The sequence below is a fragment of the Colwellia sp. E150_009 genome, from assembly GCF_053543955.1.
Genome location: NZ_JBHFOM010000007.1, coordinates 14,928 through 34,644, shown reverse-complemented (window position 1 = coordinate 34,644; position 19,717 = coordinate 14,928). Strand labels below are relative to the sequence as shown.

Genomic DNA, 19,717 nt, shown 5'->3' with positions numbered 1-19,717 from the left:
ATGACTAAAATCATCCGAATTAAAGAAGTAACTTCACGTACAGGCTTATCAAAATCGTATATTTACGCCTTAGCAAAGGAAGGTAAATTTCCTAAGAGCATTAGGTTAATTAAAGGTGGAGCAGCTGTTGGTTGGCTAGAATCAAGTATAAATGATTGGATTTCTGACTGTATAGCTAACCAAGAGGAAGCTTAACTATTAAGCATTAAAACGAAATATGTATGCTTTATTATGTGTAAGTCTATGTAGGTAAAGATAACTGCGCTAGACCCCCCCTTACTTGTACTTAATGCCCTATTTCAATTTGGCTTTTAGAGAACTAAGGGGGGGTGGTCAATATCCTTATATGCCGCAAAGGAAGTACTATTTTGATAAAAAATGCAGAAATATTTCAATATAGCGAGTGTGTAGGTTGGTGTACTTAATTGGGAATGTGCCTAATTGGCGATATTTCACTAAATTTTTAGTTTAAGTGTACTTAGACGTTATTTCACTAAATCGCCCCACGTAAACCCATAACACTGACCGACGCACCATGAACAGAAATTGAGCAAACTAAACTACGAATGAATGAACTTGCGAAGCAAGTGAATGAAATGAGTAGTGTTAGTGAAGCGAAATGTTCTGTGAAATGGATGCGTAAGGTTCAGTGTTTAAAAGCCAAATGCTAATGACAAAAAATATAAAACCCATATATGTGGTATTGAGTAGCGCCTCTAATAACTACGGGTATTAGTAGGGGTATGGATTACCTGTCTCTTAACTACGGTACAGATGGGGTCATGATTGTACTAAAAGTTACTACCACATGCTAACCCGTAGCTATGGGTATAATAGGCAATACTGTTGATTGATTAGTAGCACTACACTTACACCTAGTTAAGCTGGTACAGGCTTAGCGGTTCTCATAACTACTGGTACATATGGGTTATTGTGTACCTTCAACCTTGTTCCATAAAACTAAACCTTCTTTGTAGTTCTGCAAGAATATAGCGTTAGGATTTACCATGTAATGTCCTGTTTTTGTTCGCCTAACCAAGTCTTTCTTTTTAAGTAACCCGAAACCTTTTAAAAATGTTTTAGTATTTTGTTTATCGAACATTTTGCTCAAGGGGATGTGTACTTCACCTGTAGTGCTATCCCATTCGTATAAGTTTTTTATAGTCGTTATCACCAGCTGTTCAGCTTTGGTCATGTCCATAAGTTCTTGCAAAAAGTCTATAGACTCTATACCGTGTTTATTCATTGTGCCATTACCTACTTTTGTAAAATTAGGGTTTTTAGTACTTTTTACTTTTCTTGTTTCTAAGTGCTCACCTTTATCGAGATGTATACTCAGTTTAGCACTATTACTATCCGTCATATTAATTATTCACTGGGTAGAACGTACTTAAAAGTATACCCCTTAATCATGGGCTTGTATACCCACAATAAATAGGTATAAAACCTTACCGAAACCCCTTCTATATATAGATTTCTCCTATTATATATAATAAAAATGGTAATAGCTATCGATTACCCATCCTCATAACTACAGGCATTAGCACACTAATTAGTAAGTACTCAATGAAACAAATAATCTCGATAAGATAAATCAACCGCTAGTTTTAAAAGGTTAATATTTATATCACTATTACCAACGTAGTTAAGCTGGCAAGGGAGTAGTTTTGTATCGTGGTTCTGCCCTAGGGTTAATACACAATGATTTAAAGCCATAAAACCTTTAATAAATACCAATACTTAACTATGAGATTTAAACCGTTTAAATGACAACTCACAGTAATACTGCGCTTACTCGTAGTTAAGCAAGGATACGCTTAGCGGTACTCATAACTACAGGCACTATTGGTTATTGTTTGATTTATTGAAGATGTTCAGTAATCGCTGTACCTTAGCTAACCGTTAACGATTAATACTAGCGATTGACGGCTCTCATAACTACGGGTACATGTGCCGTTCCTGATCAATTATCAAGTACTTATTACTACTCTTAGTTAAGATAAGTTGTAGTCGATACAATGAGAATAAATACTGGTGCCTATTACTTTATGTATCAGCTTTTAACAGACAAATGACTATGAATGTAGTTGGTTATCTTGTACCAGATGTTACCGCCTCAGTCCCCGAAGATAAAGTAACCATTAGCTATTAATACTAGTGATTGGCTGTTGATATAACTACGGGATATATGTGCGGTAAGCCTTACAGTATGAGTGGCCACTATTAACCCCGTAGATATAATGATGGGTAATCATTGATACCAGCTACTAATGGTTAGTTGCTGGTTATCAGCTTATCTACGAGTATTAGTGACCTTACACATAGTCTTGTAATGAAAGTTGATTAAATGTTGGTGCTATAAGGTAAAGACTTAACAAAGTCTTCCATAACTTTTAAATCAAGTTGGCCATCTTTCACGGGTAAAACAATTTGGGACTCTTTCATTCTATCCATATGCCATTTACGCCCATAACTAAACTTAAACTTATTAAGCCTAATAATTGGGATTATAAATAAAGCTATATACGAATTGAATCTACTAAAGCAATCCTCTTTGGGGTATAAAACATTAACGTCATCCGATGCCCAAAAATCTACAGGTTGATAAAATGCCTCCCCAACAGAACCATTGTAATTTACCGATATAACATTTCCATCGTGAATAGCATCTTGCCCTACAGTATTAGTTACTCCATTATTACTATCTGTAGACCCTATGAATGGTGTATTACCTTCTAACATATTTGCTTTTGTTAAGCGTTTACCTTTTTTAAAGTCGAATAACTCTTCGAGTGCAAACTCTTTCCAATCATTAATATAATTAAGAGGGTTTTTACTACTTTTCTTTACAGGTACATCTGTAAATGTAGATAGACAAACATCATTTACCCAATCAGGAAAATTATTGATGTGTGGTATTTTAAGAGTTTTTAATTTATTTCCTTTAGGTTTTCTACCATAAGAAAAAAGATACCTATTAGCAGTAATACATTGAGCGTAAAACAGCTTCTCTTCAATAGTAAGGTCATATTTCGGAATCAAAACAGAAACATCACTATTCGGTACAAACTCACAAGTTGATACATAAGAGTAACTATGGCTACCCTCTCCGTTAGTTGAAACGAACAGAGTCTCTTCAGGAAAAAGCTTCTCTTCTAAAACAGAATCTTTACTAATATAGCTTCTAAATGTTCTAGCTTGGGTACTAGCGGGGCGAATATAAGCGATACTACCTTCGAAAGGCTGATCTTTTTCTTTTAAACCAGTTGCAGCAATTCCATTTATTACATTAAAGATATCTTGTAGCTCAACCATCTTTAAACCTTACTCATTAACTTGAATATACCGTAGTTTTTAACGATTTGTTCAAAATCACTCTTTTTTAATTTTGTATAGTCTGTCTCCATATAAGCCTCTGCAATCCATTCATCTTCTGCTTCAACATATGCGGTTACAGATTCACCAGTATGAACCTCATTATTGTTATATGCTTCTAACCAGCGAGATTTAATGTCTTGCCACTGATGGTTTAAGTCTATACGCCCCATATGTTTTGTTTTGATGTAGCCGTCATCTCTCCAATAACCAAACCACGTTTTTTTATTTGTTTCTTTATGTGGTTTATGTGCTTCAAATACTACGATACAAGTTACAGTACCTACAGGATAAAAAAGCTCACTTGCCATCGACATAACAGCTTTAAGTGTGTGTTTTTCTAAAATTGCATTCTTCGCTTCGTTATTGCTAATAACACAACTTACAGGAATGATAGCCACACCCAACCCACCTTTTTCAAGGAGATCCAACATTTCCTTTACGAAGTAAAGTTCGTGTAGTTCGGCATCACTTTTTGATTGTGCATAAGGAGGGTTTAATAAGCCAATATTTGGTCGTTTTACGCCACGATTCTTGTCTGGTTCAATAATGGCTTTTTTAAGAGTGGGTTCAAAACAACTGCTTTGATGTAGGTTTGCTTTGCCATCCCCCCTTAAAATCATATTACTAGCTGCTAAAGCAAACATTTTAGGGCTATTTTCAATACCGATTAAGCGGTTTTTCTTAATATCAAACCTTTCTTCATCTGTCATTGCTGTTTTAAGCATTGCGTGCATTGCTGATATCAAAAAACCACCAGTTCCTGCACAGATATCAATTACAGTATCATTCTTAGTTATATTAGCTATATCGCAAAATAGTTCTGTTATATGTCTTGGGGTTAAAACAATACCTAGTGATTTTTTATCTCCAGCAGTATATTTCAAAAACTCACCATAGAAATGCCCTACAACGTCAAAATTATGATAAATACTGATAAAAGGCCATACGTTATCATTTATTTCTTTAATAACTTCATTAAGAACACCTTGAGGATATTTTTTAGAAGTTTTTGAATCGGGCTTACCTAGATTTGGTTGACCTGCTACACCTGCGTATGGTTGTAGCATAGTATCTTTTTTTGCTTGTGGGATATCAGCTCGATCAAGTTCGTCTTTAATAGCTTCAAGCCACTTTCGGGGCATATCTTCTGCACTATAAAATTGAAATGATTTGAGAAATGGCTGATTCATCAAAGCTATCAATGTACCACTGACTAAAAGAGGTTTATCCTCTTCTGAAATCTTTGCGGCTGTCCAAATAAGTTCGTGCAATTCTTTAGCAAAAGCGAGCAAATCACTATGTCGTTTTCTTTCTACAAGAGGGTCATAAGAAGCTAAACGATAATAGTCTTCAAAAGGTAAGATTTCCTTAACTGCAAGACCTTCTTCATTTGTTAACACTGAATGTTCACTAGAACCACACGGGACTAAATAATTAGATACTAAAGTGTAGTCTTCTGATGTTCCACTTACCGCAAGTGCCAACACTGTATAGTCTTTAGAAAGGAACTTTGCATAGTGTAATACACCATCAACAGCATAATCTTTAGCTTTATCTAAGTTTTTACTTTCGTGAAACTTCGTATCAGCCTTACACTCAACAACAATTAGAAAGTTAGGATCAGATTCCCAAGTTATAATAAACTCAGGATAACCGCCTTTACCTGTGTTGGCTTTACTTGCTGTCTTTAAAAGATTTTGAACTCGTTTTATTTGAGACTTTTGTTCTTCAATAACGATACCGTTATCGGCTTGAAAGTAATTTTTTTCTCTCAATTTTTCTCGAACAAAGTTCTCTGTAATCCTTTCATTTGCCACAAGTTATCCAACTTAATTAGTAATTAAAATTTAGATTATACCCTACTAAATGACAAAAAATATAATTTAATACATAAGAGCCAAAAAGATCCATTCGCAATACTTTCAGATCGTATTAAAGACCAATAATTTTTAATTGATGATGTACTGTATATTAGAAAAGTGATCTATTTGTTTTTTGTCATTACAGGTGTTAACCGTTAACGCAATGGTTTTTCCTAGTCGATTAAAAGCATCAGCAGGAATCCTTTCAAGCTCACCAGCGAGACAGTTTGTACTGAAAAGGACAATAAAGGAAGGTAAATGCGCTTACCTGCAACCTTATAGAAAGTTATGGGGTTCTGTTCGAAGAACAGGTTCGATTAATTTTATATAAGGTATATTTTTATAGTAAGGTGAACATTTGACGGTCTTCTTGACGGTTCAGAAACCTGTAGACATAAAAAAGCCCCTGTAAAAACAGAGGCTTATCTATAAAGTGTGGCGGTGAGATAGAGATTTGAACTCTAGAAGGGCTACAAACCCTTGCCGGTTTTCAAGACCGGTGCTTTCGACCACTCAGCCATCTCACCAATTATCTAATGCAAAAAGTAGCTTGCTAAAAGACGGTGCGAATATTAAATACTAACGACTTATTTGTAAAGGATTAATTAACAAAACAATAATAAAAATGTCAATTTGAGTAAATTATCTTCGTTGTAAAAGATATTCAGCCTTTTTCCAAGGTAGTAACATAAAATTTCTAATTAATTGGTAATGTTTACATATTTTTTAACCTAATATATTGTTGTTTAAGACGTGATAAATAAACCGTTTGTTGTTTGTTATTCAAATCTCTATACATTAGTGTTTCAAAGGTTATAGTAAACTCTTTAAATTGTTTTGCTAGTTCAGGGTGTTGTTGTGCAACGAGTTTTGCAAAGTCTGATGGAGACATATTTATAGGTTTTTTAGTACCTTTTTTTGCTAATTTTTTCAATACACGTTGATACAAGCATGACCACGTTGTTAATTTTTTACGTTTAAATAAATTAACATTAACGCGATACAATAAGGTTAATAAAACCATTATCAGTATCAATGTGGCAAGCACTATTGCTATTGCTTTCCATTGTATATTACCTTCAAACCAGCGTTTGAGAAGATCATATTGTTGTGCGCTTGAATAAGCTAATACCCATCGTGTCCATTGGTAATCAAGTGCATCAAATTGTAATCTAATTGCATTTAACCAAGCCATTTTTCGGTATTGATACAGCCCTAAAAAGTCGTTATTTAAAGAAGATTGCTGAGACAATAATTCAGTAGACCAACCACTTTCTACCCGTTGGGGGTCAACTGCTGCGGTCGGGTCTACTCGTTGCCAACCAATGCCTTCTAGCCAAATTTCTGACCATGCATGAGCGTCATATTGATAAATACTTAAATGACCGCCCTGCTTTGTATTATCCCTTTTATCGTCTTCTATTGGGTTAGCTTCTGTAATTGTTTCTTGTAAAGCACTTGTACCATTATATTCACCTCCTAAATATCCCGTAACAATACGCGCAGGAACACCTGCCGCACGCATTAAATAGGTATAAGCACTTGCATAATAAACACAAAACCCCGCTTTGGTGTCAAAAAAGAATTGGTCTAAGCTATTGTTAACTAATAATGGTGGTTTTAAGGTGTAAAAATAGTTTTGTTCACGAAATAATGCCAAAACAGCATTAGACCTATCAACAGGGTCAGCATATGTTTGTTTTAATTCATATGCTAATTGTTCTAGCCTAGGGTTACTGCCATTCACAATGTGTAAATTACGCTGTTTTTTTCTATTACTAATTTTTAAATCTAACGGTGTTTGTAAGTAACTTATTAATTCATAATGACTAATTTGGCTCAACACTGATTTGCTTTGCACTGTGTAGTCATCCATTAAACGTACATTGCTGTTGTCAGTTGTAATTACAGATAAGCCAAACAACCAACTTTGATGATTTGGTTCTACAATGATATTGTAATTAAGCCCTTCTCCAGACGTAACTGGGGTAAATAGTTTCTGTGTTTCAGTAAACTCATTATTGTCATGTAGATTAGTGCGTGTCCATTTTATACCATCGTAATTTTCTAACGTCATAGCACGCCAATACAGTTTGTCGTATTGAGGAATTTTCTTTCCGTTAAAATCTACCCGGAAGGCTAAATCACTCGATAAGGCAAGGTTTGCTATATCTCCTGGACTTACTTCATTACTCAGCCCTGTTTTTGCTGACTGTGCATTAGGTACTTGCCAAAATGGCGTTAAACGTGGAAAAACAACAAATAAAACAATAGCAAGTAATGAGCTTTGTATTAAGAGTACCACGATAGTTTTTGCCGATACGGATAATGTTTGCTTGGGTGAGAATGCCTGCAGTAAAACCATCAAATTAACAATTAAAACGAATGCAATTAACACCGAAAACAGTAAGTTTTGTTTAAAAATGAGTGCTGACGCTAATAAAAATATTCCAAGCAAACAAACTTGATAAAAATCTTTTCTTTGTTTTATCTCAAACGCTTTAAGCACATAAGCAAAGGTAAGCAAATGTACCATACTAATTAATATACCAAGGCTAGTAGCCGTTATGGCTATGGCTATACAACCACTTAAGGCGAATAGTGTTAATAAAATAGAAGCTATTTTAGTTTTATCTTTTATAATAACTTTGTTACTGCTGTTGTTTTTAGGGGATATTTTCCTAATATTGAAAAGAGCTTGCCAACACAAACATAACGCTAAAATAGCTAACATCCAAGTACTAATTTCTTCAGCTAAACAACCAATATTAATTATTTGACAACACCATAAAAGCCATGTATTGCGGTGTGTTAACTGAAATGGTTGACTCTGTTTTTTTTTGTTTATTGATACATTCAACATTGCTATTTACCCTGCACTTTGTGGGTTAAATTTAGCTAACGCAATTAAACAATTTTGTTGATGTTGGTAGCCTGAGCTTGGCATAATTTTTATTGCTGTATTTCTAACTCTACTCGACGAATCAATATCTAATATTAATCCAAAATCATTATCACTTTTACTATATTCCACAATTAAATAACACAAATAGCCTAGTTTCGTTTCTAGATCAAAACTTGGCATATCGCTTAGTTTTAACCAACGTAAACCTCCTTCTTGAGTTTCATAATGCTTGCTAAGTTTGCCTTGCCCACGGGCAAGTTGTTTCCATGCAACACGTGCTTGTGACTCGCCTGTTATATAATTTTTTAGTTCAGAAAAATCATCGTTTCCTAAAAAAGTATTATTTAGTTTGTTTTGGTTTTGTTGGTCTTCACCTTCAAGTCCAGACAAATAATTTTGGCTATTGGTCAGTTTTTTGGGTTGAGGAAATACTATCAGTTGATGTGAAAAATCTAACATTGCCCACGTAATAAAAAAACCTAACGAATACTCACTGAACACCTTCACTCGCCCTAATTTAATAACGCCTCGTTTTGTAGCTAAATAAGGGATTAAAATCTGGGTTTTACCAATATCACAATGTTCAACCGTAACTGAGCGCGCTTTTTGCGATAGATTTAAACTTACCTGCTGATTTTGTGCAGGAAACAGGAAATTAAGGTCATAATGAATTTTTTTTGCTTTAACGGTTATTGGGAAAAAAGTTTGTTGGTTAGCAAAAGTATATTGAATTGGTGTTGAGGCAAAGGTTAACTGAGAAAAATTATAAAAGCTGTGCATCATTACGGTAATAAATAAACTCGCAAGTAAATAACTTAATAGTAAAATGGTGTTGTTTTGGTAATTAGTGCCAAGCAAAAATAATAAAATATCAAAAAACAAATATGCCAAGCCAAACCGTGTGGGCATAATAAAAATATTACGGTTTGACAGTTTATGTTCAAAATTACTTGGCACGCGCTTACTAAGCCAACGGTCAATACGTTTAGATATAAACGTTTTTGTAGGTTGCGCAATTATACGTGATAATAAGCTAAACACATTCATAACAAAGGGTTTTTTATCTAGCAATTTAAGGGGTTTAACACATTAACTAATTGCAGTATTTGTTCACTTACACTGATTGCAAATTGTTGCTCTTGCGCATTTAACACTAATCTATGTTCACAAACACAATGAAAAACCGCCTTAATATCATCTGGTAACAAATAATCTCGGTTATCAATGAATGCCCATGCCTTAGCCGCTGCTAAAATAGCTTTACCAGCTCGAGGAGATAAAGGATTGCATGCAATGGTATTTTCATTTCGACTAACATGGCACAGAGCTATAATGTATTCAATAATAGTGTCAGATGCATGAACTTGTTGAACAGCTGCCTGCATGGCAAGCAAGTCTTCTACATTGATAAGGCCATTACCGTTATCCTTAGCATTATTTTTTAGTGGCGACGCTTTAGAAAGCAAAATATTTTTTTCAGCCTCTACATTTGGAAACCCTAATGATATTCTGATCATGAAACGATCTAACTGAGATTCAGGTAGCGGATAAGTACCCGCATGATACAAGGGGTTTTGGGTAGCAATAACAAAAAATGGATTAGGTAATTGATGCGTTGCCCCATCAATACTTACTTGATAATCTTCCATTGCTTCAAGCAATGCACTTTGTGTTTTAGGACTCGCGCGATTAATCTCATCAGCTAAAACAACCTGATTAAAAATGGGGCCTTTGTGTAATTCAAAACTATGAGTATTGGTATTAAAAATTGATATACCCAAAATGTCAGCCGGAAGCAAATCACTGGTAAATTGTGTGCGCTGGTAACTTAAATTTAAAGTATGAGCTAATGTATGCGCCAATGTAGTTTTACCCATACCAGGTAAATCTTCAATAAGTAAGTGCCCTTTGGCAAGTATACAGGTAAGTGCTAAACGGCATTCTGTCGGTTTACCTAATACTACTGTTTCTATTTCAGCTAAAATAGTTTTAATGGTATTTTGCATCAACTCAGGTTTTAAATCAGGTTTCTGTTTCAATTTAGGCATTAGCTCAGACATAAAAAAAGTCTACATAAATAATTAATTTAAGTAGACTTTGTAACATGCTTTAAGCTTTTTTAATAGCTTATGCTGTTTTATGTATGATTTACAGGCTACGTCTTGTAATCACCGCGTCACTTAGTTGCGCTAATAAAGTTTCTGTATCATTCCAACCTATACAGGCATCGGTAATACTTTGACCATAAACTTGCGCTTTTCCGTCTACAAGCTTTTGATTTCCTTCTACTAAGTGACTTTCAACCATAACACCAAAAATATTGTGATTGCCTTGGCTTATTTGCTTGCTAACATCGGTTGAAACCAACATTTGGTTTTCAAATTTCTTACTTGAGTTTGCATGACTAAAATCAATCATTATTTTAGTATTCAACCCTTTTTTGTCTAACTGTTCGGTTACTTCTTTTACGCTGTCTGCGTCAAAGTTAGTTGTTCTACCACCACGCAAAATTATATGGCAATCATTATTACCCGTTGTTTCAACAATAGCAGCGTGACCAAATTTAGTTACTGATAAAAAATGATGCGAAGCAGCCGCAGAGCCAATCGCATCAATGGCAACTTTAATCGTACCATCAGTGCCATTTTTAAAGCCAACAGGGCAAGAAAGACCTGATGCTAATTCACGATGCACTTGTGATTCTGTAGTACGAGCACCGATAGCACCCCAACACATAAAGTCAGCCATGTATTGTGGTGTAATCATATCTAAAAATTCGCCCGCAGTTGGTAAACCAAGTTCGTTAATTTCAAGTAGTAACTTTCTGCCAATACGTAAACCGTCATTAAGCTTAAAGCTGTTGTCCATATATGGGTCATTGATTAGCCCTTTCCAACCAACGGTTGTTCTTGGTTTTTCAAAATAAACACGCATGACTATTTCTAAACTGTCTTTATATTTATTTCGTAGTTCAACTAATCGCTGAGCATAATCAAATGCCGCTTCAGGATCATGAATAGAACAAGGTCCAATCACAACCAACAAGCGATCATCTTTATTGTTAAATATATTGTGAATTGCAGCTCGTCCAGAAACGACCGACTTAATGGCTTGCTCTGACGCTGGAAATCGTTCCAGTAATGCGATAGGAGGTAATAAGTCTTTTATTTTATTGATGCGCACATCGTCAGTTTGATACATAGTTCTTTCTCTTTTCTTTGCTCTACTAAATTAATTTGTATGTTAGTAGGTTAATTTATCTTAATTTACGTCTAGACATCCAAATAAATAATCCCGATGTCAATTTAACAGTGTTAAGGCGCTATTACTAGTATATTTGAATGAACAAGCCAGTAAAAAACGCTATAATTAATCGCTTTATACTAAAACAAGAGAGAAATAGCGAATGATTGATACTTCTTTGCCCTTGCTTGACCTTCATAGGCACTTAGACGGTAATATTCGACCCGCCACAATTTGGCAATTAGCAACCAAAAACGATATTGTTTTACCCGCAACACAGTTCGACGATTTTATACCGCATGTGCAAGTACAAGGCAGTGAATCTGACTTGTTGGCTTTTTTGAAAAAGTTAGATTGGGGTGTTGCTGTTTTAAAATCTCTTGATGATGTAAAGCGCATTGCGTTTGAAAACGTAGAAGATGCATATCATGCTGGATTAAACTATGCCGAACTACGGTTCTCTCCCTATTATATGTCAATGAACCATAATTTACCGATTAGTGACGTAGTTGCTGCGGTTATTGATGGCGTTAAATTAGGCATGAAAACGTTCGATATTAGCATTAATATTATTGGTATTTTAAGCCGTACTTTTGGTGTTAAGCAATGTCAATTGGAATTAGACGCTCTATTAGTTCATAAAAACAACCTTGTTGCTGTTGATTTAGCAGGAGACGAATTTAACTTTCCTGGAGAATTATTTGTTGAACACTTTAAACAAGTACGCAACGCAGGATTACAAGTTACCGTACACGCAGGAGAAGCAGGCGGTGCGGCAAGTGTTTGGCAAGCCATTAATGATTTAGGTGCAACACGTATTGGCCATGGTGTTGCAACCATCGAAGATGAAAAACTCATGACATATATGGTGAATAATAATATTGCTATTGAATCATGCTTAACATCAAATTTTCAAACAGGTACCGTTACCGATTTAAGCCAACATCCGTTAAAAGCTTTTCTTAATTTTGGCATTAAGGCCTGTTTAAATACCGATGATCCTGCGGTACAAGGTATTGAAATAAGAAATGAATACACTGTGGCACAACAGGTATTACTACTAAGTGAAGATGACATTAGACAATTACAAGAAAATGCACTTGATGTGTGCTTTTTATCAGATAGCGAGAAAAAAGCATTATTAAAAAGCGTGTAATTAACATAACAAATAACACAGCAAAAATTGAGGTGAGTATTTGATTTTTACAACCAAGTTGCTAATATTCTACTCGTAAAATAACAAGATCAGTGAAACACCCTTGATAGCGATTTTCACCAAAATACCTTTATTATGGTATTTATGTAAGAAATTCAGGCTAAAAACTTGCTGATTTATATTTGAATTATGCTTTTATTTCGAAAGCTTAAACAAGGGACATTTCATGAGCACACCACATATTTCTGCAAACTTAGGCGATTTCGCCCAAACCGTATTAATGCCTGGCGATCCGCTTAGAGCTAAATTTATCGCTGAAAACTTTTTAGAGGACGCCAAATGCGTTACCAGTGTTCGTAACATGTTTGGTTACACTGGCACATATAAAGGCAAACAAGTATCAGTAATGGGATCAGGTATGGGCGTTCCTTCTATTTCAATATATGCTACTGAACTTTATAACGAATTTGGCGTAGAGAACATCATTCGTATTGGTTCATGTGGCGCGGTACGTGATGATATTAACATTCGTGACGTTATTATTGGCATGGGGGCAAGTACAGACTCAAATATTAATAGAATGCGTTTTAATAACTATGATTTTGCTGCTATTGCTGATTTTTCACTTTTACATAAAGTGGTAAATACTGCCGAGCGCTTAAATAAACCAGTACATGTGGGTAATATTTTTACAGCTGATTTGTTTTACACACCGCAACCTGAAATGTTTGCTGTGATGGAAAAACATGGCATTTTAGCTGTTGAAATGGAGGCGGCAGGTTTATACGGTGTTGCTGCAGAGCTAGGCAAAAAAGCCTTAACAGTGCTAACAGTATCTGATCACATTAAAACAGGTGAGAAAACTACCGCTGATGAACGCGAAAGTACGTTTAAAGATATGATGGAATTAACATTAGAAAGTGTTTTATAAGTCCCGCTTTTCTCATCGCTAATTATACATTGCGCTTAACCTCGTTGTGTGAGCCTAAGCGCTATGTATATTAATTTAACACCGCATCAATTTAGCATTGCTTGCCCTACCCGTATTATTTCTTGTGATATTTTCTTATTTATTCCTTTTACTAAAACCCAACTATGCCAATACAATGTTTCAATGAGTTGTTTTTCTGGGCACAATCTGACAAGTTCGCCAGACGCAAGTTCGTTTTTAATTTGCAATTCTGGTAATAAACAATAGGCCACGCCCTGTTTTGCCAACTCCACAAAAGCTTCTGACGAAGGTATGCTATGGCAGTAATATTCACTAGCGGCTAAATCAAAATGCTGAGCAATAAAACGTACATGCATATCGTCTTTATGGTCAAAGCTAATAGCAGGTGCCATTTTTAACGTATCACGGGTTACACCTTTACTAAAATATTTTTGTTGAAAGCTTTTTGAAGCAACTAAGCAATAGTTCATTTTGCCTAATTCAAATGAGCGATATCCCTTTAATGGTGTTTCATAAGAACAAACCGCACCAATAGCCTCTCCTGATCGTAATTTGTCTATCGTTCGCTCTTCATGCTCAATAAGTAAATTGAGTTCTACTAAATGCTCTTTTAACACAGGTGTAACCGCTTTAAGAAACCACGTTGCAATACTGTCAGCGCTTACAGCCAGTGCTATTTTCATTGGTTTGCTTGGTTTGTCAGGCAGTAATTCAGGCAAAATTTCACTTTCTAACTGCTGAACTTTTCTAAAATGGCTTAATAATTGTTCTCCAACAGAAGTTAATTCAATGGGTTGGCTACGAATTAGCATAGGATGGCCAAAATTTTCCTCTAATAATTTAATACGTTGAGAAATGGCTGATTGTGATATATGCAATTTATTTGCTGCTAATTCAAAGTTTTGCGTTTCTACAATGGCAGCAAGAGCGGCTAGTAATTTGTAATCCAACTAACTGAACCTCTACATAAGATTTACTTATAATAATTAAGATTTATTAATTATATTTATTTTTGTGAACAATGCAAACTGCATTTTCTTTTATAACAGCTTTCAACAACAAGTAAATTTCGTCAATAACTATGTTCGATATGTTCACATTTTAAAGGTAATTACCATGATCATTTTAGCAGCACTTAAAGGCTTTACGCTCAGTTTGAGTATGATCATTCCTATCGGAAGTCAAAATTCAATGTTACTTTCTCAGGGAATTAATAAAAACCATCACTTGATGACTGCAGGTTTATTTATACTCTACGATGCGCTTTTAATTTCGTTGGGCGTATTAGGTGGCAGTTTGATATTGTCAGCTAACCCCTTACTTTTCACATTACTAACTTGGGGGGGGATTCTATTTTTATTATCTTACGGTGCTATGTCATTTAAAGCATCAGTTGATGGTATAAAAACAGGCAAAAATAAAATTCAAACTCAAAAGTCTTGGAAAGTAATTGTGCTAACTAGTTTGATTGTTACCTTTTTGAATCCACACGCATATATTGATACTGTAATGGTTATTGGTAGTGTTGGAGGGCAATATAATGGTGATTCGAAAATTTACTTTTTGCTTGGTGCTATTACCGCTTCATTCGTTTGGTTTTCAACCTTGGCATTGAGCGCAGCGAAGCTTTCGGTGTATTTGAGCAAACCAAAAGTTAAAAGTACCATTGATTTTGCTATTGGCTTGGTCATGTGGTTTATTGCTTGGTCTTTATTTAAAACTTGGCTTGCAAGCTAACGCGAAGATACCAATTTACTAAATTTAAAAAGGCTTATTTTCTAATAAGCCTTTTATCTTTATCATTTTCCAACGTTTTAAAGATTAAAGGTAATTTACTTATTTCTCAATATGTCAGACAGAAAACTTTTACCATATTGCATAGGACTTACCTTAAATAACTCAGCAAGTGTTTGTCCTAAATCGGCAAAGCTTGTTCTCAGGCCTAAATTAACTGATTGTATTTGATGATGATAAGCAAGTACAGGGACAAGCTCGCGCGTGTGATCACTACCTGGCCAAGTTGGATCACAACCATGATCTGCAGTTAACAATAAAAGATCATTGTCATGCATTTGTTTGTATATTTCAGGTAAACGTTTGTCAAAGCTTTCTAGAGCTTGCGCATAACCTATAGGGTCTCTACGGTGACCATAATCTTGGTCAAAGTTCACTAAATTGGTAAAGATCAAGCTATTATCTTCTGCTGTTTTTATATGCGCTATAGTGGCATCTACCAATGCATCAATACCTGTAGCTTTAGTTTTTTGAGTAATACCTTGGTGCGCAAAAATATCTGCAATTTTGCCAACACTGATCACTTGTCCCCCTGCTTGAGTAATTTTTTCTAATACTGTTGTTGCTGGGGGTAATACTGAATAATCTCGTCTGTTACCAGTACGTACAAAGGTATTTTCATCATTAGGTAATATTTCACCAACAAAGGGTCTAGCAATAACACGACCAATATTAAGATTCCCAGCTGATAATAATTCTCGCACTTGTTCACAGTAGTGATATAGGTTGTCTAAACCAAAGTGTTCTTCGTGCGCTGCAACTTGAAAAACACTGTCGGCAGAGGTATAGCATATTGGTAAACCTGTTTTTATATGTTCATATCCCAAACGATTAATAATGTCTGTGCCTGATGCGTGGCAGTTACCCAAAAGCCCTGCATAACCTGTTTTATTATTAATTTCTGCGATTAACTCTGCAGAAAATGAATTTATTTTGTTAGAAAAATAGGTCCAATCAAATAACACGGGTACACCAGCCATTTCCCAATGACCACTGGGCGTATCTTTACCTGTACTTATTTCTGCCATAGCACCAAAAGCGCCTTGGGTTGGTTCTACATAAAAGTCATTTAGATCAATATTCGAGTTTGTTAAATCTTGCGCATACTCTTGCCATATACTAACACTGCTAGCGTGTTGGCTTAGTTCATATAAACCTAGGGCACCAAGATTTGGCAAGTGAAGAACTTTGTTTTGTTCTTTTAAATAACGTTTAGCAATATTGATAAAAGTATTGGCACCAACATCACCAAAATTAGTTGCGTCACTTGCATAACCAACACCAAAACTATCAAGCACTAAAATTATTGCTCTTGCCATTACAAAACACCTTAAAATCAAAAAAAACATGACCACTTAGTCAACTTGTGATAATTTAATGCTTTTACTATGATTAGCCAAGCTATTTCTCGGGCTTTTTATTACTTTGCCGTCAAGGAGAGTATTGCCGAGCTGTTTTTGTCTAGTTAAGATAACCAATAAATAATTTATATGCAGATAGAGTACACTGTTTACTCAACTCAAATTATTCATGGCGATAACCAGAATTTTTCTACGGATTCATTAATGACACAACCAAGTAAAACGACCGTAATCGCTATCGCGGGCGCTTCGGCATCAGGAAAATCACTTTTTGCTGAAACTATTTATAAAGAATTATTACCAGAACTTGGTGCTAATGGGATATCTATTATCAAAGAAGATGCTTATTATCGAGATCAATCGCATTTGAATATGGATGAGAGAAATAAAACTAATTATGACCATCCTAAAGCATTTGAACATGAGTTACTTTGTAGTCAAATAAATACACTCGTTGAACAAACAGAAATACAGTGCCCTGTTTATTGCTATAAAACGCATACAAGAACCGAAAATACAATGACGATAAGACCAACTAAAATAATATTAGTTGAAGGTATTTTGCTATTGTCTAACCCTCAACTTAGGGATTGCTTTGATATAAAAGTTTACATGGACACTCCTCTAGACATTTGTTTAATTAGGCGCATAAAACGTGATACACAAGAGCGTGAACGAAGTTTAGAGTCTATTACTAATCAATATTTAACAACGGTGCGTCCAATGTATTACCAATTTATTGAACCTTCTAAAGCATGGGCAGACCTTGTTATTACTCGTGGCGGAAAAAACAGAATGGCGATAGAAGTAATAAAAGCCAAAATACGCCAATTGTCACTTAGAAAATAACTCAGAACATGTAACATAATAATAAACAACAAAGTAACTTGAGGTTTTCATGGATTTAACAGTACTACGCAGCTTATTTGGTATTTTTGCTTTACTGGCTATTGCCATGTTTTTATCTAAAAAACGAAAAGCGATTGACCTTCGCACTGTAGGTTGGGCGTTTTTATTACAATTAAGTCTAGGTGCTTTTGTACTATATATTCCCTTTGGCAAAGATGTTTTAGCATCCATTTCTGGTGGTGTACAACAAGTCATTGATAGCGCTAATATTGGTATTGCTTTTTTATTTGGCGGATTAGGTACAGACGCTATGTTTGCTAATGGTGTTGGCTTTGTTTTTGCCGTTCGCGTATTACCCGTTATTATCTTTTTTTCATCCCTCATCGCTGTGTTATATTATTTAGGCGTAATGCAATGGGTTGTAAAAATTATTGGTGGCGCCTTACAAAAATTACTAAAAACAAGTAAGCCTGAATCATTATCCGCAACAGCCAATATTTTTGTAGGTCAAACAGAAGCTCCTTTGGTAATACGCCCATATATAGCTAACATGACACAATCTGAACTATTTGCCATTATGGTGGGTGGTTTAGCCTCTGTTGCTGGTTCTATTTTAGCTGGATATGCAGGTTTAGGAATTGATTTAAAGTATTTAATCGCTGCATCTTTCATGGCTGCCCCTGGTGGCCTGCTTATGGCTAAAATTATTTTACCTGAAACAGAACACGAAAAATTATCACAAGAAGATTTAATTACGGAAGATATTGGAAACAAACCTGTTAATGTTATTGACGCAGCGGCTTCAGGTGCAGCATCAGGACTAAAACTCGCTGTCAATGTAGGTGCAATGTTATTAGCTTTTATTGCGCTAATTGCATTAATAAACACACTTGTTGGTGGTACCGCTAGTTTATTAGGCTTTGAAGGCATTACTATTGAATTGCTTTTAGGGTATTTGTTTGCGCCAATTGCCTTTATTATTGGTGTACCAAGTAATGAAATGTTGCAAGCGGGTAGCTTTATAGGGCAAAAAATTGTTGTAAATGAATTTTTTGCTTATGTAAACTTTGTTGAAATTAAAGACACTTTAAGTGTTTCAACACAAGCAATTATTACGTTTGCCTTGTGTGGCTTTGCCAACTTATCTTCTATCGCTATTTTACTCGGTGGTATTGGTTCTATGGCGCCTAATAGAAGACCCGATATTGCAAAATTAGGGTTAAAAGCTATGATTGCTGCAACCCTTGCTAATTTAATGAGCGCTGCAATTGCTGGCTTATTTCTATCGCTTTAACACATCTTTACCCTAATCGTGTTTACTACACTCAATATTTAACCTAACTTTTAAAACGCACATATGACTACTCAAATTAAATCACAAAAAAAAATAGCTACACAAGCAATCAGTTTAATGGATTTAACCAGTTTAACAGATCAAGAAACTTCTGCTGACATTCAAAAACTTTGCCAACAAGCAAAATCTCCCGCGGGCAATACAGCTGCTATATGTATATTCCCTCGATTTATTCCTTTAGCCAAAAAACTACTCGCTGCACAAGGGACGCCCAACGTAAAAATTGCCACAGTGACCAACTTTCCACATGGCAACGATGACGTAGCTATTGCTGTAGCAGAAACAAAAGCAGCAATAGCTTATGGTGCTGATGAGGTCGATGTGGTTTTTCCGTATAAAGCCCTTATTAACGGTGATTACCATACTGGTTTAGAGTTGGTAGAATCATGTAAAAAAGTTTGTCCTAAAGAGGTTTTACTAAAAGTTATTATTGAAACTGGTGAACTAAAGACCCCCGAATTAATCAAATTGGCCAGTGAAGTATCTATACGGGCGGGTGCTGATTTTATTAAAACGTCTACAGGCAAAGTTAGTGTGAATGCAACGCCTGAAGCAGCTAAAGTGATGCTAGAAGTCATTAAAGCAACAAATAATACTAAGGTCGATACTGGTTTTAAAGCCGCTGGAGGGGTTAGAGATGTTATGGATGCAAAAATTTATTTAGATTTAGCCGCAAATATTTTAGGTGATAACTGGGTTACAAGCACACACTTTAGATTTGGTGCGAGTAGTTTACTTAATAATTTACTTTTAACACTTGAACAAGGCACTACAGCAGGTACTGATACAACAGCAAATTATTAAATACAGGTTATCTTTATACCACAACTCTATTTTTATTATTCTTCAATGAACGCTATCAA

At 35.3% G+C, this 19,717-nt stretch carries 16 protein-coding genes and 1 tRNA gene; 7 read left to right on the top strand and 10 right to left on the bottom strand.

Features of this window, described 5'->3' with window-relative positions; translation table 11 throughout:
* Positions 1–195 carry a helix-turn-helix transcriptional regulator gene (locus ACE1OF_RS05065; RefSeq protein WP_448893158.1) on the top strand — a complete coding sequence of 65 codons (195 nt, stop codon included), beginning with the start codon at positions 1–3 and terminating at the stop codon, positions 193–195.
* A 733-nt stretch (positions 196–928) separates the two neighbouring features.
* On the opposite strand, the gene ACE1OF_RS05060 is transcribed toward ACE1OF_RS05065, so the two are convergent.
* The 8 genes from ACE1OF_RS05060 to aroG form a co-directional block, all read right to left on the bottom strand.
* Positions 929–1,363, bottom strand: coding sequence for a hypothetical protein (locus tag ACE1OF_RS05060; protein WP_448893157.1), 435 nt, complete (start codon positions 1,361–1,363; stop codon positions 929–931).
* A 980-nt stretch (positions 1,364–2,343) separates the two neighbouring features.
* Entirely contained in the window at positions 2,344–3,315 is a 972-nt protein-coding gene (locus ACE1OF_RS05055) for a restriction endonuclease subunit S (RefSeq protein WP_448893156.1), read from the bottom strand.
* Positions 3,316–3,317: 2 nt separating this feature from the next.
* Entirely contained in the window at positions 3,318–5,195 is a 1,878-nt protein-coding gene (locus ACE1OF_RS05050; protein ID WP_448893155.1) for an HsdM family class I SAM-dependent methyltransferase, read from the bottom strand.
* Positions 5,196–5,676: 481 nt separating this feature from the next.
* A tRNA-Ser gene (locus tag ACE1OF_RS05045) sits at positions 5,677–5,767 on the bottom strand.
* 188 nt (positions 5,768–5,955) lie between these two features.
* Complete coding sequence (locus tag ACE1OF_RS05040; RefSeq protein ID WP_448893154.1) at positions 5,956–8,103, bottom strand: transglutaminase family protein; 2,148 nt, start codon at positions 8,101–8,103, stop codon at positions 5,956–5,958.
* A 6-nt stretch (positions 8,104–8,109) separates the two neighbouring features.
* Positions 8,110–9,192, bottom strand: coding sequence for a DUF58 domain-containing protein (locus ACE1OF_RS05035; protein ID WP_448893153.1), 1,083 nt, complete (start codon positions 9,190–9,192; stop codon positions 8,110–8,112).
* A 17-nt stretch (positions 9,193–9,209) separates the two neighbouring features.
* Positions 9,210–10,151: an AAA family ATPase gene (locus ACE1OF_RS05030; protein ID WP_448893240.1), complete on the bottom strand. Its 942-nt coding sequence runs from the start codon at positions 10,149–10,151 to the stop codon at positions 9,210–9,212.
* A 142-nt stretch (positions 10,152–10,293) separates the two neighbouring features.
* On the bottom strand, positions 10,294–11,346 hold the full coding sequence (aroG, locus tag ACE1OF_RS05025; RefSeq protein WP_448893152.1) for a 3-deoxy-7-phosphoheptulonate synthase AroG: 1,053 nt from the start codon (positions 11,344–11,346) through the stop codon (positions 10,294–10,296).
* Between the two features lie 205 nt (positions 11,347–11,551).
* Here aroG and add point away from each other — a divergent pair, with 205 nt between their 5' ends.
* Both add and deoD read left to right on the top strand, forming a co-directional pair.
* A complete protein-coding gene (add, locus tag ACE1OF_RS05020; RefSeq protein ID WP_448893151.1) occupies positions 11,552–12,544 on the top strand; it encodes an adenosine deaminase in 993 nt (330 codons plus the stop codon).
* A 226-nt stretch (positions 12,545–12,770) separates the two neighbouring features.
* Positions 12,771–13,475, top strand: coding sequence for a purine-nucleoside phosphorylase (gene deoD, locus ACE1OF_RS05015; RefSeq protein WP_448893150.1), 705 nt, complete (start codon positions 12,771–12,773; stop codon positions 13,473–13,475).
* Positions 13,476–13,561: 86 nt separating this feature from the next.
* Here deoD and ACE1OF_RS05010 read toward each other — a convergent pair whose 3' ends face one another.
* Positions 13,562–14,446: a LysR family transcriptional regulator ArgP gene (locus tag ACE1OF_RS05010; protein ID WP_448893149.1), complete on the bottom strand. Its 885-nt coding sequence runs from the start codon at positions 14,444–14,446 to the stop codon at positions 13,562–13,564.
* A gap of 166 nt (positions 14,447–14,612) precedes the next feature.
* Here ACE1OF_RS05010 and ACE1OF_RS05005 point away from each other — a divergent pair, with 166 nt between their 5' ends.
* Positions 14,613–15,233 (top strand): LysE/ArgO family amino acid transporter, encoded by a 621-nt coding sequence (locus tag ACE1OF_RS05005; protein ID WP_448893148.1) that lies wholly within the window; start codon positions 14,613–14,615, stop codon positions 15,231–15,233.
* Between the two features lie 95 nt (positions 15,234–15,328).
* Here the strand turns inward: ACE1OF_RS05005 and ACE1OF_RS05000 are convergent, their stop codons facing one another.
* Positions 15,329–16,609: a phosphopentomutase gene (locus ACE1OF_RS05000; RefSeq protein ID WP_448893147.1), complete on the bottom strand. Its 1,281-nt coding sequence runs from the start codon at positions 16,607–16,609 to the stop codon at positions 15,329–15,331.
* A 246-nt stretch (positions 16,610–16,855) separates the two neighbouring features.
* Here ACE1OF_RS05000 and udk point away from each other — a divergent pair, with 246 nt between their 5' ends.
* The 3 genes from udk to deoC all read left to right on the top strand — a co-directional run bounded on the left by udk (position 16,856) and on the right by deoC (position 19,658).
* Positions 16,856–17,500 carry a uridine kinase gene (gene udk, locus ACE1OF_RS04995; RefSeq protein WP_448893146.1) on the top strand — a complete coding sequence of 215 codons (645 nt, stop codon included), beginning with the start codon at positions 16,856–16,858 and terminating at the stop codon, positions 17,498–17,500.
* Positions 17,501–17,549: 49 nt separating this feature from the next.
* The gene (locus ACE1OF_RS04990; protein WP_448893145.1) at positions 17,550–18,794 is read left to right on the top strand and encodes a NupC/NupG family nucleoside CNT transporter; all 1,245 of its coding nucleotides are present in this window, start codon (positions 17,550–17,552) and stop codon (positions 18,792–18,794) included.
* Positions 18,795–18,857: 63 nt separating this feature from the next.
* On the top strand, positions 18,858–19,658 hold the full coding sequence (deoC, locus tag ACE1OF_RS04985) for a deoxyribose-phosphate aldolase (RefSeq protein WP_448893144.1): 801 nt from the start codon (positions 18,858–18,860) through the stop codon (positions 19,656–19,658).
* Positions 19,659–19,717: the final 59 nt, after the last annotated feature.

Excerpts from the sequence above, each read along its gene's own strand:
- ACE1OF_RS05030 (WP_448893240.1), bottom strand. The coding sequence starts at position 10,151 with ATGCAAAATACCATTAAAACTATTTTAGCTGAAATAGAAACAGTAGTA.
- aroG (WP_448893152.1), bottom strand. The coding sequence starts at position 11,346 with ATGTATCAAACTGACGATGTGCGCATCAATAAAATAAAAGACTTATTA.
- deoD (WP_448893150.1), top strand. The coding sequence starts at position 12,771 with ATGAGCACACCACATATTTCTGCAAACTTAGGCGATTTCGCCCAAACC.
- ACE1OF_RS05060 (WP_448893157.1), bottom strand. The coding sequence starts at position 1,363 with ATGACGGATAGTAATAGTGCTAAACTGAGTATACATCTCGATAAAGGT.
- ACE1OF_RS05055 (WP_448893156.1), bottom strand. The coding sequence starts at position 3,315 with ATGGTTGAGCTACAAGATATCTTTAATGTAATAAATGGAATTGCTGCA.
- ACE1OF_RS05005 (WP_448893148.1), top strand. The coding sequence starts at position 14,613 with ATGATCATTTTAGCAGCACTTAAAGGCTTTACGCTCAGTTTGAGTATG.
- udk (WP_448893146.1), top strand. The coding sequence starts at position 16,856 with ATGACACAACCAAGTAAAACGACCGTAATCGCTATCGCGGGCGCTTCG.
- ACE1OF_RS05000 (WP_448893147.1), bottom strand. The coding sequence starts at position 16,609 with ATGGCAAGAGCAATAATTTTAGTGCTTGATAGTTTTGGTGTTGGTTAT.
- add (WP_448893151.1), top strand. The coding sequence starts at position 11,552 with ATGATTGATACTTCTTTGCCCTTGCTTGACCTTCATAGGCACTTAGAC.
- ACE1OF_RS04990 (WP_448893145.1), top strand. The coding sequence starts at position 17,550 with ATGGATTTAACAGTACTACGCAGCTTATTTGGTATTTTTGCTTTACTG.
- deoC (WP_448893144.1), top strand. The coding sequence starts at position 18,858 with ATGACTACTCAAATTAAATCACAAAAAAAAATAGCTACACAAGCAATC.
- ACE1OF_RS05040 (WP_448893154.1), bottom strand. The coding sequence starts at position 8,103 with ATGTTGAATGTATCAATAAACAAAAAAAAACAGAGTCAACCATTTCAG.
- ACE1OF_RS05035 (WP_448893153.1), bottom strand. The coding sequence starts at position 9,192 with ATGAATGTGTTTAGCTTATTATCACGTATAATTGCGCAACCTACAAAA.
- ACE1OF_RS05065 (WP_448893158.1), top strand. The coding sequence starts at position 1 with ATGACTAAAATCATCCGAATTAAAGAAGTAACTTCACGTACAGGCTTA.